This window comes from Streptomyces sp. NPDC005728 (genome assembly GCF_040630895.1).
Lineage (GTDB): Bacteria > Actinomycetota > Actinomycetes > Streptomycetales > Streptomycetaceae > Streptomyces.
In genome coordinates this window covers 1-12,748 of sequence record NZ_JBEXYL010000159.1, presented here as the reverse complement: position 1 = coordinate 12,748, position 12,748 = coordinate 1, and the positions used below count along the sequence as shown (strand labels likewise).

The 12,748-nt window shown below is 72.2% G+C and carries 13 protein-coding genes; all 13 read left to right on the top strand.

The window, feature by feature from the left end:
• Window positions 1-2 precede the first annotated feature (2 nt).
• Window positions 3-1,061 carry an ROK family transcriptional regulator gene (locus ABZ471_RS44955; protein WP_359074947.1) on the top strand — a complete coding sequence of 353 codons (1,059 nt, stop codon included), beginning with the start codon at window positions 3-5 and terminating at the stop codon, window positions 1,059-1,061.
• A gap of 304 nt (window positions 1,062-1,365) precedes the next feature.
• Complete coding sequence (locus ABZ471_RS44950; protein ID WP_359074946.1) at window positions 1,366-2,208, top strand: hypothetical protein; 843 nt, start codon at window positions 1,366-1,368, stop codon at window positions 2,206-2,208.
• A gap of 68 nt (window positions 2,209-2,276) precedes the next feature.
• Window positions 2,277-3,032: a GntR family transcriptional regulator gene (locus ABZ471_RS44945; protein ID WP_359074945.1), complete on the top strand. Its 756-nt coding sequence runs from the start codon at window positions 2,277-2,279 to the stop codon at window positions 3,030-3,032.
• Between the two features lie 132 nt (window positions 3,033-3,164).
• Entirely contained in the window at window positions 3,165-4,289 is a 1,125-nt protein-coding gene (locus ABZ471_RS44940; RefSeq protein ID WP_359074944.1) for a TIGR03364 family FAD-dependent oxidoreductase, read from the top strand.
• 5 nt (window positions 4,290-4,294) lie between these two features.
• Window positions 4,295-4,993 carry an HAD family hydrolase gene (locus ABZ471_RS44935; RefSeq protein WP_359074943.1) on the top strand — a complete coding sequence of 233 codons (699 nt, stop codon included), beginning with the start codon at window positions 4,295-4,297 and terminating at the stop codon, window positions 4,991-4,993.
• A 1-nt stretch (window position 4,994) separates the two neighbouring features.
• Window positions 4,995-6,041, top strand: a complete 1,047-nt coding sequence (locus ABZ471_RS44930; protein ID WP_359074942.1) for an ABC transporter ATP-binding protein — start codon at window positions 4,995-4,997, stop codon at window positions 6,039-6,041.
• A complete protein-coding gene (locus ABZ471_RS44925) occupies window positions 6,034-6,816 on the top strand; it encodes a 2-aminoethylphosphonate ABC transporter permease subunit (protein WP_359074941.1) in 783 nt (260 codons plus the stop codon). The genes ABZ471_RS44930 and ABZ471_RS44925 overlap by 8 nt, the downstream gene beginning before the upstream one ends.
• Window positions 6,803-7,600, top strand: coding sequence for an ABC transporter permease subunit (locus tag ABZ471_RS44920; protein WP_359074940.1), 798 nt, complete (start codon window positions 6,803-6,805; stop codon window positions 7,598-7,600). Before ABZ471_RS44925 ends, ABZ471_RS44920 begins: the two co-directional genes overlap by 14 nt.
• A 48-nt stretch (window positions 7,601-7,648) precedes the next feature.
• Complete coding sequence (locus tag ABZ471_RS44915) at window positions 7,649-8,704, top strand: 2-aminoethylphosphonate ABC transporter substrate-binding protein (RefSeq protein ID WP_359074939.1); 1,056 nt, start codon at window positions 7,649-7,651, stop codon at window positions 8,702-8,704.
• A 173-nt stretch (window positions 8,705-8,877) separates the two neighbouring features.
• Window positions 8,878-10,359 carry an alkaline phosphatase family protein gene (locus ABZ471_RS44910; RefSeq protein ID WP_359074948.1) on the top strand — a complete coding sequence of 494 codons (1,482 nt, stop codon included), beginning with the start codon at window positions 8,878-8,880 and terminating at the stop codon, window positions 10,357-10,359.
• 104 nt (window positions 10,360-10,463) lie between these two features.
• Window positions 10,464-11,243: an HAD-IIA family hydrolase gene (locus ABZ471_RS44905; protein ID WP_359074938.1), complete on the top strand. Its 780-nt coding sequence runs from the start codon at window positions 10,464-10,466 to the stop codon at window positions 11,241-11,243.
• Between the two features lie 133 nt (window positions 11,244-11,376).
• A complete protein-coding gene (locus tag ABZ471_RS44900; protein ID WP_359074937.1) occupies window positions 11,377-11,922 on the top strand; it encodes a hypothetical protein in 546 nt (181 codons plus the stop codon).
• A gap of 14 nt (window positions 11,923-11,936) precedes the next feature.
• Window positions 11,937-12,602 carry a class F sortase gene (locus tag ABZ471_RS44895; protein ID WP_359074936.1) on the top strand — a complete coding sequence of 222 codons (666 nt, stop codon included), beginning with the start codon at window positions 11,937-11,939 and terminating at the stop codon, window positions 12,600-12,602.
• Window positions 12,603-12,748 lie beyond the last annotated feature (146 nt).

Genomic DNA, 12,748 nt, shown 5'->3' with positions numbered 1-12,748 from the left:
CGCTGGTGCTGGATCTGCTGCGGGCGGCCGGGGCGGAGGGCATCAGCCGGCTCGAACTGGCCGAGCGGACCGGGCTGACCCCGCAGGCCGTCAGCAAGATCACCGCACGCCTGCGGGAGGAGGGCCTCGCGGCGGAGGCCGGGCGGCGGGCGTCCACCGGCGGCAAGCCGCGCACCGTGCTGCGGCTGGTGCCGGAGGCCGGGCACGCGGTGGGGGTGCATCTGGACCGGGACGAGCTGTGGGCCGTGCTGGTGGATCTCGACGGGGCCGTGGTCGGGGAGCGGCGCGGGCCGGTGGACCTGGGGGCCGGGGCGGAGGCGGTGCTGGGGGACGTGGCCGGGGTGGTCGAGGGGCTGGTCGGAGACGCGCTGGGAGGCGGGGGGCTCTCCGGTGCCGGTTCGCTGCTCGGTGTGGGAGTCGCCCTGCCTGGGCCTCTCGACCACGCGCGCGGCGTGCTGCACCGGGTCACCGGGTTTCCCGAGTGGGAGGGGTTCGCGCTGCGGGACGCGCTGGCCGAGCGGCTGGGGGTGCCGGTCGTGGTGGACAAGGACACGAACGCGGCGGCGCTCGGGCTGTCGGTGGCGGGCGAGGGCGGGTCCTTCGCCTATCTGCACCTGGGTACGGGCCTGGGGGCCGGGTTGGTGATCGGCGGAAGTGTGCATCGGGGGGCGCGGACCGGGGCCGGGGAGTTCGGGCATCAGGTCGTGCAGCTGGACGGGCCGGTGTGCGAGTGCGGGGACCGGGGGTGCGTGGAGGCGTTGTGCCTCGGGGCTGTGGGGCGGGGCGACGTGGCGGAGGCGGCGCGGGTGCTGGGGGTGGGGGCCGGGAATCTGGTGGGGCTGCTGGACATCGATCTGGTCCTGCTCGGCGGGCGGACCGTCGCCGGGGCTCCGGAGGCGTTCGTCCGGGGGGTTGCGGAGGTGCTTGACGCCCGGGTGCGTCGGGAGGGGGGCCTTGGGGCGTCGGTTCCGGTTCGGGTCGCGCCGGGGGGAGAGCGGGTGGTGGCGGAGGGGGCGGCACAGCTGCTGCTGGCTCCGCTGTTCGGCCGGGCGGAGGGTTGAGAGGTCCTGTTGACGGGCGCCGGATCGGCATGGGAGCCGGGGTGGGCCGGAGGCGGTCTCACCCTGGAGGGCACCGGTCCGGACCGGCTGCTGTTCGGCCGGGCGGAGGGTTGAGAGGTCCTGTTGACGGGCGCCGGATCGGCGTGCGGAGCCGGGGTGGGCCGTGACCGCCGAGGACACCTGGCCGGACCAGCTGGACGGCCTCCCGGTCGCCCGTCGACGGTCCGCTGATCGAGCGGACTTGCCCCCGCCCCCGGAGTGGCACTCCGGGCCCCCCGCCCTCACCCGGCATGGTCATGTGTTCATGCGACTGTGCGCGTCCCTGTCCCCCCTGTGCCTCGCCGCGGCTGCCGTTCTCGGTCCCCTGTCGGCCGGTGCGGCCCACGCGGACGAGGCTTCCTGCGCGGCGTCCGGCGAGCGTGACTTCCCGCTGACCACCCGGATCCACGGCGGTCCCGGCTCGTACGAGGCGGGCGGCGGCTACGGCACCTGGTACATCGACCTCACCAACACCACCCGCCGGACCTGTGGCCGCATCCACCCGGTCGTCGTCCTCGTCGACGACAAGCGCGCCCTGAAGCCGTCCCAGCCCAAGCTGGACTTCTACGACGGCTCCCGCGCCCGGCCCGTCACCTTCGCGAGCACCGACGAGCAGGAGCTGGTCGGCGTGCTGGACGCGGAGGGGTTCGACGGGTTCACCGTGGCGCCCGGGAAGACCGTGACGGTCAAGGTCAGGCTCTCGCTCACCTCCGACGCCGCAGCCGACCAGGTCACCGCCAACGCGGCCGTCGTGCAGCGCCGGGGCGAGGACGGCGACTGGGTCGGGGAGTCCAACGACTACCGCTTCGGGATCGGGGAGGACGCGGAAGGCGGGGGCGGCGAGGAGGGAGTGGGGGAAGTGGGCGAAGTGGGGGATCCCGAGGCCACGGAGGCGAGTCCGTCCGGTACCCCGCAGGCCGGCCCGAGCAGTGCCGACCCGGACGGCGACAGCTCTCTCGCCTTCGCCGAGGAGGCCGAGGAGGCGGGTGAGCGGGCCCGGGAGCTCGCCCGTACCGGCCTCGGACTCGCGCACGGGCTGCTCGCGGCCGCCACCGCGCTCGTCACCGTCGGTGCAGGAGCGTTCCTGCTGACCCGTGGGCGCCGCTGACCCGCCGGCGCCGCCTAGTGCGTGGGCCGTCGTACGGCAAGGCGCCCCCCGTCTGCGACGATCACTGCGTGGACTACCCGAACGACCAGGCACCCGGCGCCCCCGTCCGCTCCGGCATTCCCGAGCACGGACGCATCCCCAAGTACTACGCGGTCAAGGCGCGCATCGCCGAACTGCTCGACGAGTTGGGAGAGGACAGCCTCATCCCCACCGAGCGCGATCTCGCCGAGCGGTACGACGTCGCCCGCGAGACCGTGCGGCAGGCCGTACGGGAGCTGGTGCTGGAGGGACGGCTCAGGCGCCGGGGCCGGGGGACCGTCGTCGCCGGGCCCAAGCTGGCCCAGCCGCTGTCCCTCGCGAGCTACACGGAAGGCGTGCGGCGGCAGGGCCGCCGGCCCGGCCGTACGCTCGTCGGTCTCGACCGCTTCCCCTGCCCGGACGCTCTCGCCGCCGAGATCGGCCTCACCCGCGGCGAACCGGTCTGGCACCTGGAGCGTGTGCTGCTCGCCGACGACGAGCGGGTCGGTCTGGAGAGCACATACGTCGCCGTCTCCCGTGTCCCGCACCTCGACACCGGCTTCGAGCCCGACTCGTCCTTCTACGTCTACCTCCAGGAGCAGGGCATGGCCTTCGGTGACGCCGACGAGCGCATCGAGACCGTGCTCGCCACCCCGCGTGAGGCCCTCCTCGTCGGCACCCCGCCCGCGCTGCCGATGCTGCTGATCCACAGGATCTCCAGGGACACCGACGGGCGGCCGCTGGAGCGGGTGCGGGGCCTGTATCGAGGGGACCGGTTCTCCTTCACGACACACCTCACGGGCTGAGAACGACAGGAACGGCAACCTCTCTGGATATCACGAAAAGATAACGGGTCTAGCCCAAACGTGATGGGTCGTTCACGCTCTCGTTGTCAGCCGGACCCTTCCGGTTACCCGATCCCGAGGAGCGTTGCCGCCGTGAGAGTGACAGTCGTCGGAGCAGGCGTGGTGGGCACCATGCACGCCTGGCAAGCAGTGGAACGCGGCCACCAGGTCGTCCAGATCGAGCGTGAGGCAGAGGCGCGCGGCGCCTCGCTGCGCAACTTCGGACAGATCTGGGTGAGCGGGCGCGCCGGTGGAGAAGAGCTGGAGACCGCGCTGCGGGCGCGGGAGCTGTGGGAGGGGATCGGCGGGCGCGTGCCCGGGCTCGGCTTCCGCGCCAACGGGTCACTGACCCCGGTGCGCGGGCCTCTCGAACTCGCCGTCGCCGAGGCCGCCGTGGCCCGTCCGGACGCCGCCGCCCGCGGCTACAAGCTGCTGACCCCCGGCGAGGCACGGGCCCTCAACCCCGCCCTGCGCGGCGAGTTCACCGCGGCCCTCTTCTGCGAGCGCGACGCCGCCGTCGAGCCACGCACCGCCCAGCTCGCCCTGCGCGAAGAGCTGCTGAAGTCCCCGAACTACACCTTCCTGCCGGGGCGCGAGGTGCGCGAGGTGGTCGGTGCCGGAGCCGTCCGTGACGACCACGGCGACGTGCACCACGCGGACGCCGTCGTGCTGTGCACCGGCGCCTGGCTCGGCGGACTCGTCCGCGAGCTGGCCGGGCCCGACCTGCCCGTGCGCCGCGTCCGCCTGCAGATGATGCAGACCGCCCCGCTGGGCGAGAAGCTCACCACCTCGGTCGCCGACGCCGACAGCTTCCGCTACTACCCGGCCTACGCCTCCCCGGCACTGGACGCGCTGAATGCCGGCCAGCCGCAGCCGGCGACAGCCGCCGAGCACAGGATGCAGCTGCTCATGGTGCAGCGCGCCGACGGCGGCCTGACCATCGGCGACACCCACGAGTACGAGCACCCCTTCGCCTTCGACACCCTCGAGGACCCCTACGACCACCTCACCGAGGTCGTCGTGTCCCTCCTCGGCCGGCCGCTGCCGAAGATCCGGCGCCGCTGGGCCGGCGTGTACGCGCAGTGCACCGACACCAGCCGGGTCGTGCACCGGCAGCAGGTGAGTGACGGGGTGTGGCTGGTCACCGGGCCCGGCGGGCGCGGCATGACCTGCTCGCCCGCGATAGCCGAAACCACCGCGAACGAACTGGGCTGGTGAGGAAGTTGACCACAGACACCCGCGACATCCGTCTCGTCGTCCTCGACATGGCCGGCACCACCGTCGCCGACGGCGGCCTCGTCGAGCGCGCCTTCGAGGCGGCCGCCGCCGAACTGGGCGTCGAGCCCGGCTCGGCCGACCACGCCGAAAAGCTGGACTACGTCCGCGCCACCATGGGCGAGTCCAAGATCTCCGTCTTCCGGCACCTCTTCGGCGCCGAAGGCCTCGCCCGGCGCGCCAACACCGCCTTCGAGAAGGTGTACGGCGACCTCGTCGACGCGGGCCTCATCGCCCCGGTCCCCGGCGCCCGCGAGGCGGTCGAGGAACTCGCCGGCAGCGGCCGCAGCGTCGTCCTGACCACCGGCTTCGCCCGCGTCACCCAGGACGCCATCCTGGACGCGCTCGGCTGGCAGGACCTCGTACCGCTCACCCTCTGCCCGGCCGACGCCGGCGGGCGCGGGCGGCCCTTCCCGGACATGGTCCTGGAGGCCTTCGTCCGTACGAAGGCCGCCGAGGACGTCCGGCAGGTCGCCGTCGTCGGCGACACGTCCTACGACGTGCTCAGCGGCGTACGCGCCGGAGCGGGCGTCGTCGCAGGCGTCCGCACCGGCGCCCACGGCGACGACGCGTTCCGCGCAGCCGGCGCCACCCACGTCCTCGACTCCGTCGCCGGCCTGCCCGCGCTGCTCACGGGAGCCCGGTGAGATGGGTATCCGCTTCGACTCCGTCACGGTCGCCTACGACGGCAACGTCGTCCTCGACTCACTCGACCTGACCGTCGAACCCGGTGAGGTGATGGCGCTCCTCGGGCCGTCCGGCTCCGGCAAGACCACCGCGCTGCGGGCGGTCGCCGGGTTCGTACGGCCCGCCTTGGGGCGCGTGTTCCTCGGCGACCGGGACGTGACGGACCTGCCGCCCCACCGGCGGGGCATCGGCATGGTCGTCCAGCAGTACGCCCTCTTCCCGCACATGCGGGTGGACGACAACGTGGCCTTCGGCCTGAAGGCCCGCAAGGCCCCCAGGGGCGAGATACGAGGGCGGGTCGCCGAGGCGCTGGAGATGACCGGCATCGCCGCCTACGCCCGCCGCTTCCCGCGGGAGCTGTCCGGCGGGCAGCAGCAGCGCGTCGCCATCGCCCGCGCGCTGGCCATCCGGCCGGGCGTGCTGCTCCTGGACGAGCCGCTGTCCGCGCTGGACGCCCGGCTGCGGTCCGGAATGCTGGCCGAACTCGCACGACTGCACCGGGAGTTGCCGGACGTGTCGATGCTGTACGTCACGCACGACCAGGTCGAGGCGCTGACCCTGGCGGACCGGATCGCGGTGATGGACAAGGCGAGGCTGCAGGCGTGTGGGACGCCGAAAGAGCTGTACCGGGCGCCGGCCGACGAGTTCACGGCGTCCTTCGTGGGCGGCGCGAACCTGGTGCCGGTGACCGTGGGGGCCGGGGGCGTCTCCTTCGCGGGGACCGAACTGAAGGTGGACACCGACGGGGTGCTCGCCGGGGCGCGGGCCACCTTGTGCGTGCGGCCGCATCTGGTCGGGCTCGGCGAAGGTCCCAACCGGATCGTCGGCACCGTCACCGAGATCCAGTGGCGGGGCGCCACACACCGGCTGTACGTCGAGGTCGACGGGCACACGGTCATGGCGGACCTTCGTGAGCTGAAGAACCCGCCGGCCCATGGGGACGCCGTGAGTCTGCACTTCGCTCCGGAGGACGCGGTGTTGCTGCCCGCCGGAGTCACTCATGAATAGGCGTCAGTTGTGGGCCCTGCCCCCGGTCGCGCTCCTCGCCCTCTTCTTCCTCTACCCCCTCGCCCTCGTCGTCCGGCAGTCCTTCCAGCCCGACTCCGGTGGCACCTCTCTCCGGCCCTACGCCGACGTCTTCGCCTCCGAAGCCTTCCGGCACGCGCTGTGGACCACGGTCTGGCTGGCGCTGGCCTCCACCGCCGGCTGCCTGATCCTCGGCTTCCTGCTGGCGCTGGTCATCGCGTTCGTACCGTTCCCCGGGGCGAAGGCGGTGGCGCGGTTCATCGATGTGTACCTGTCCTTCCCGTCCTTCCTCATCACGCTGGCGCTGCTGTTCATCTACGGCACCACAGGCATCGTCGGTTCCTTCCAGTTCCTGAACACGCCCTGGGGCGTGCTGCTGGCGGAGGTCACCTACTTCACGCCGTTCGTGATGCGGCCGCTGCTCGCCGCCTTCTCCCAGCTCGACACCGCTCAGCTGGAGGCAGCCAGTTCGCTCGGCGCCCGCGCGCCCCGCATCGTGCGGCAGGTGGTCCTGCCGGAGGCGCTGCCCGCGCTCGCGGCCGGCGGGAGCCTGGTCCTGGTGCTGTGCCTCAACGAGTTCGGGATCGTGCTGTTCACCGGCGCGAAAGGGGTCACGACCCTCCCGATGCTCGTCTACAGCAAGGCGATCCTGGAGTCCGACTATCCGGGCGCGTGCGTGGTCGCCGTCGTCAACGTCCTGATCTCCGTGGGGCTGTACGGCCTCTACCGGGTGGTGAGCCGTCGTGCTGGTGCATAGCTGCAAGGGGAAGTGGGCCGTGTGGGCGGTGTTCCTCGTCCTCTTCCTGCCCCTGTTCGCCCTCCCGCTCCTCGTCGTCCTCGGTGCCTCCTTCGCCACCCACTGGTCCGGCGTCCTGCCCTCGGGCCTGACCACCGCCCACTACCGCACCGCCACCCGCGGCGAGGCCCTGCAGGCCCTGACCACCAGCCTGGTCACGGCCGCCACCGCGAGCCTGCTGGCGCTGGCCGTCGGCACCTGGGCCGCGCTGGCGGGGGAGGCCCTGAAGAAGCGCCACCGCCGCATCCTCGACGCACTGTTCGTGCTGCCCCTCGCCGTGCCGTCGGTGGTGGTCGGGCTGTCGGTCCTGGTGGCCTTCTCCAAGCCGCCGATGCTGCTCAACGGCACCCGGTGGATCGTGATCGTCGCCCACACCGTGCTGGTGACCGCCTTCGCCCACCAGTCCGTGTCGGCGGCGATCACCCGCCTCGACCCGGCCTACGAGCAGGCCGCCGCCTCCCTCGGCGCCCGGCCCGCATACGTCCTGTGGCGGGTGCGGCTGCCGCTCCTGCTGCCCTCGCTCACCGCCGCCGCCGGCCTCTGCTTCGCCCTGTCCATGGGCGAGCTGAGCGCCACGATGATGCTCTACCCGCCCGACTGGACCCCGCTTCCCGTCCTGATCTACGCGGCCACCGACCGGGGCGCCCTGTTCGCGGGCTCCGCCGTCGCGGTGGTTCTCATGGCCGCCACCCTCCTCGTCCTGTTCGCCGTCTCCCGGGTCCGCACCCGGGCGTCGTACCGCTGAGCGACCACCCGCCCAACCCGCCCTCATCTGCAAGGAGTTCGCCTCGCCATGCCCAGAAACAGCGTCACGCTCGCCATAGCCCTCACCCTCCTCGCCACCCCGCTGCTGTCCGCCTGCGGCGGCTCCTCCGCCGCCTCCGACGAGAAGGTCGTCACCGTCTACAGCGCCGACGGCCTCAAGGGCGAGAACGGCGACGGCTGGTACGACAAGGTCTTCGCCGACTTCCAGAAGCAGACCGGCATCAAGGTCAAGTACGTCGAGGGCGGCTCCGGCGAGATGGTGCAGCGCGCCGTCCGCGAGAAGAGCAACCCGCAGGCCGACGTGCTGGTCACCCTCCCGCCGTTCATCCAGCAGGCCGACAGCAAGGGCCTGCTGGAGAAGTACGAGCCCAAGGACTCCGTGCAGGTCAGCGGCGCCGACAAGGCCGTCGACGGCACCTGGACCTCCGTCGTCAACAACTACTTCGGCTTCGTCTACAACAAGAAGGAGCTGAAGCAGACGCCGAAGACCTGGGACGAACTGCTCGACGCCCGGTACAAGAACAAGCTCCAGTACTCCACCCCCGGCGTCGCCGGTGACGGCACCGCCGTCCTGATCAAGGCGATGCACGACTTCGGCGGCAAGGACGCGGCCCTCACCTACCTGAAGAAGCTCCAGGCCAACAACGTCGGCCCGTCCGCCTCCACCGGCAAGCTCGCCCCCAAGGTCGACAAGGGCGAACTGCTCGTCGCCAACGGCGACGTGCAGATGAACTACGCCCAGTCCAAGACCATGCCGAACCTCGGCATCTGGTTCCCGGCGAAGCAGGGCGGCAAGCCCACCACGTTCGCGCTCCCCTACGCGGCCGGCCTGGTCACCAAGGCCCCGCACAGCGAGAACGGCAGGAAGCTGCTCGACTTCATGCTCAGCGAGCAGGCCCAGAAGGAAGTCAGTGAGATCGGCGGCGGCTTCAGCGCCCGCGGGGACATCAAGGCTGTCGACGCCAACGCCATCGCGCTCACCAAGCTGATGGACGGCGTGGACATCTTCACGCCCGACTGGAACGACATCGACAAGAACCTCACCACCTACGTCGAGGACTGGAAGTCCGCCACCGGCAGCTGACCCACGCCCGGGAAGCGCTGACCCACGCCCGGGAAGCGCTGACCCACACCCCGGAACCGCTGACCCACACCCCGAACCCCCATACCCGCAACGCCCCTGGCACCACCGGGGGCGTTGCCATGCCCGCAACACGTGCTCACCCGTCTTCTACGGAGGTCTCCGTGTCGTCCCGCATGTCCCGTCGCACGTTCCTCGTCTCCGCCGCCGCTGTCGCCGTGTCCGCCGGCCCGCTCACCGCCGTCGCCCGCGCCGCCGCCAGAGCCCCCAAGGTCCTGGTCATCGGCCTGGACGGCGCCCTGCTGACCCGCATCAAGGACGCCGACGCCCCGAACCTCGACGCCCTGACGGCCGCCGGGCTCACCGCGCCCAGCAGCATCTACGCCAACCCGCTCGCGCCCACCCTGTCCGGCCCCGGCTGGTCGACGCTCATCACCGGCGTCTGGCCGGACAAGCACAACGTCAAGGACAACACCTTCACCGGTGCCCGGTTCGCGCAGTACCCGGACTTCCTCACCCGCGTCGAGACGGCGAAGCCGTCCCTGAACACCTATGCCGTCGCCTCCTGGGCGCCGATCACCGACACGGTCTTCTCCTCGAAGGTCGACACCCGCGTCTCCACCCCGAGCGCCGAGTACGACACGGGCACGACCTCGCGCGCGGTGGCCCGGCTGCGGGACGGCAACCCGGACGCGATGTTCGTACACCTCGACAACATCGACCACGCGGGACACAGCCACGGCGCCGCCTCCCAGCAGTACCTGGACGCCATCCGCACCGCCGACGCCCAGGTCGGCCAGATCGTCACCGCCGTCAGGTCCCGGGCGACCTACGCCGACGAGGACTGGCTGATCATGGTCACTGCCGACCACGGCCACACCGACGCCGGCGGCCACGGCGGCTCCACCCTCCAGGAGCGCCAGACCTTCCTCATCGCCACCGGTCCCACCCTGGCGGCCGGTTCGGTCCGGTACGACGTGAAGATGCCGGACGTCGCCGTCTCCGCGCTCGCCCACCTCGGCATCGCGATCGACCCCGCCTGGGACCTGGACGGCCGCCCCCTCCAGCAGCCCGTCCCCGACGACTTCGACACCCTGCGCGGCCAGTTGCAGGCCCGCGTCGACGAGACCGGCATCCCGGCGGGCCTCCTCGGCTTCACCCACACCCCGCCCGCCGGCTGGTCGGTCGACAACTCCGCGATGGGCACCGGCGGAGTCACCGAGTGGCGCGGCTGGTCCTTCACCACCGACGAGTTCTGGACCCGGGCCCAGCGCGACCAGAGCCGCGAGTCCAACATCCGCGCCCGGAACGTCTTCGCGGTCGCCGACGGCGACGAGTGGAACGACAAGGCCCTCACCGGCACCTTCGACTCCACCCTCGTCAGCCCCGCCCACCCGGTCACCGGCGGCCGCACCGCCACCCTCAGCTACACCACCTACTACCGGCAGGAGTCCCCGCAGAAGGGCGAGGTCCTCGTCTCCTACGACGGCGCCGCACCCGTCTCCGTCCGCACCTACACCGCAGACGTCCCCTCCCGCACCGAGACCGTCACGCTCCAGGTCCCGTCCGGGGCCACCTCGGTCCGCGTCCGCTTCCGTTACACCGGCGGGAACAACTGGTACTGGGTGATCGACGGAGTACGGATCACTCAGTCCTGACCAGGGTCAGGATCCGGCCGTCCTGATTAGGCTGGGGGGCGTCGGTACGCCGTGGTTCCGGCGCCCCCGCTTCTTGACCGTACGCACGCAGGAGACGCACGCACATGGCAGACCGCAAGCCCATCGAGTCATGGCTCACCGACATGGACGGCGTCCTGATCCACGAGGGGGTTCCGATCCCCGGCGCCGAGGCCTTCCTGAAGAAGCTCCGCGACTCCGGGCGGCCCTTCCTGGTGCTCACCAACAACTCCATCTACACCGCCCGTGACCTGCACGCCCGGCTGCGGCGGATGGGCCTGGACGTGCCGGTGGAGAACATCTGGACCTCCGCCCTGGCCACCGCCCAGTTCCTGGACGACCAGCGGCCCGGCGGCAGCGCCTACGTCATCGGCGAGGCGGGCCTGACCACCGCACTGCACGACGTCGGCTACATCCTCACCGACCACGAACCCGACTTCGTGATCCTCGGCGAGACCCGCACCTACTCCTTCGAGGCCCTGACCAAGGCCGTACGCCTGATCAACGGCGGCGCCCGGTTCATCGCCACCAACCCCGACAACGTCGGCCCCTCCATCGAGGGCGACCTGCCCGCGACCGGCTCGGTCGCCGCCCTGATCACCGCCGCGACCGGAAAGCAGCCGTACTTCGTCGGCAAACCCAACCCGCTGATGATGCGGGCCGGACTCAACGCGATCGGCGCCCACTCCGAGAACTCCGCGATGATCGGCGACCGCATGGACACCGACGTTCTCGCGGGCCTGGAGGCCGGGATGCGCACCTTCCTGGTACTGACCGGCGTCACCCAGCCCGCGGACGTCGACCGCCACCCCTTCCGCCCCTCCCAGGTCGTCGACTCCATCGCGGACCTCGTCGACCTCGTCTGAGCCGACCTCCGCCGAGCAGGGACGTCCAAACCCTGCCCGTACCCCGTCCCACCCGTTCGGAGCAATCGCGCGCCTCCCGAGGATGCGGAGGCGCGCCGTACGGGGGAGCCTCCCATTATCTGGAGGTTTCACGATGGGCTCACTACGCCTCACTCTCTGTGCGGGACTCCTGGCCGTCGCCGCTCTCACCCCGGCGGCGCACGCGGCCGACGACGGCCAGGGAGTCGCCGTGTCACCGGCCTCCCCGGTCCCCGGCGGCGATGTGTCGCTGCGGGTGCGCGGCTGCACCGGAGCGCAGGGCACCGCCACCTCGTCCGCTTTCGTCTCCGACGCGCGGCTGACCGGCAGCCAGGGCACGCTGACCGGCGAGACCCGCATCCGCTCCGCGCTCGAACCGGGCTCCTACACCGTGCGGGTCAGCTGCTCCGACTCCGTGATGACCGGCGCGATCACCGTCGTGGAGAAGTCCTCCCGTCCCGCCTCGCAGCCGTACGGCACGTCCGCCTCGCCCGTCGCCCCGGTCCACGCGGGCGGCGGCGGCACCGCGCACTTCGCCACGGTGGCCACCAACGGGTCCGGCCCCGACACCGCCCAGGCGGTCACCGGCCTGGCCCTCGCCGGGGCCGCCGCGGCCGCCGTCGGGCTGCTCAGGGCCCGCCGGAGTCGCGGCACGGACTGAGGCGCGCCGCGGCCATGTCCGACGTCCACGGGCGCAGCTCCGGCACCGGGCGCCTGGTCACCGTCCTGGCCTGGGCCCTTCTGCTGATCGGACTGTGGCTGTGGGGCCGGGGCGTCACCGGCGTACCGGAGAACCCGGCCAGGCCCGGCACGGGCGACGTGGCCGGGCTCGGCACCGCGACGGTCCCGCTGCCGCCCGCGGCCGAGCCGCTCGGCGCCGCACCCCCGCAGCGCATCGACATCCCCGAACTGGGCGTGCAGGCCCCCGTGATGGCCCGCGGCCTGGACAGCCGGGGCGCCGTCGACCCGCCGCCGTTCAACCGGCCCGACGTGGTCGGCTGGTACGGCTACGGGACCGCGCCCGGCGCGGCCGGAGCCGCGCTGATGGTGGGTCACGTCGACACCGAGAGCCGGCCCGCCGTCTTCTACAAGCTCAGCACGCTCAAGCCCGGCGAGACGGTCCGGGTGGTCCGCGCCGACGGCAGGGTCGCCCACTTCACCATCGACGACATCCGCGTCCTTGCCCGCGACGACTTCGACGCACAGCAGGCCTACGGCCCCCGCGAGCCGGGCCGCGCCGAACTCCGCCTGATCACCTGCGGCGGCTCCTTCGACCGGGCGAGCCGCAGCTACACGGCCAACGTGGTGGTCTCCGCCTACCTCACCGGCACCGGCCCGTGACCGTACGCGCCACCCCGTGACCGCCCGCGCGACCTCGTGACCGACACGGCCGGTATGCCACGATTGGTGCTCGGAACAATGCGCCCAGGGGGGAATCGCATGTACGAGACCAGGGGGGCCCGGACCTCGGCACGGGCACGGGCGTC

Excerpts from the sequence above, each read along its gene's own strand:
- ABZ471_RS44895 (WP_359074936.1), top strand. The coding sequence starts at position 11,937 with ATGTCCGACGTCCACGGGCGCAGCTCCGGCACCGGGCGCCTGGTCACC.
- ABZ471_RS44910 (WP_359074948.1), top strand. The coding sequence starts at position 8,878 with ATGTCCCGTCGCACGTTCCTCGTCTCCGCCGCCGCTGTCGCCGTGTCC.
- ABZ471_RS44915 (WP_359074939.1), top strand. The coding sequence starts at position 7,649 with ATGCCCAGAAACAGCGTCACGCTCGCCATAGCCCTCACCCTCCTCGCC.
- ABZ471_RS44925 (WP_359074941.1), top strand. The coding sequence starts at position 6,034 with ATGAATAGGCGTCAGTTGTGGGCCCTGCCCCCGGTCGCGCTCCTCGCC.
- ABZ471_RS44950 (WP_359074946.1), top strand. The coding sequence starts at position 1,366 with ATGCGACTGTGCGCGTCCCTGTCCCCCCTGTGCCTCGCCGCGGCTGCC.
- ABZ471_RS44930 (WP_359074942.1), top strand. The coding sequence starts at position 4,995 with ATGGGTATCCGCTTCGACTCCGTCACGGTCGCCTACGACGGCAACGTC.
- ABZ471_RS44900 (WP_359074937.1), top strand. The coding sequence starts at position 11,377 with ATGGGCTCACTACGCCTCACTCTCTGTGCGGGACTCCTGGCCGTCGCC.
- ABZ471_RS44905 (WP_359074938.1), top strand. The coding sequence starts at position 10,464 with ATGGCAGACCGCAAGCCCATCGAGTCATGGCTCACCGACATGGACGGC.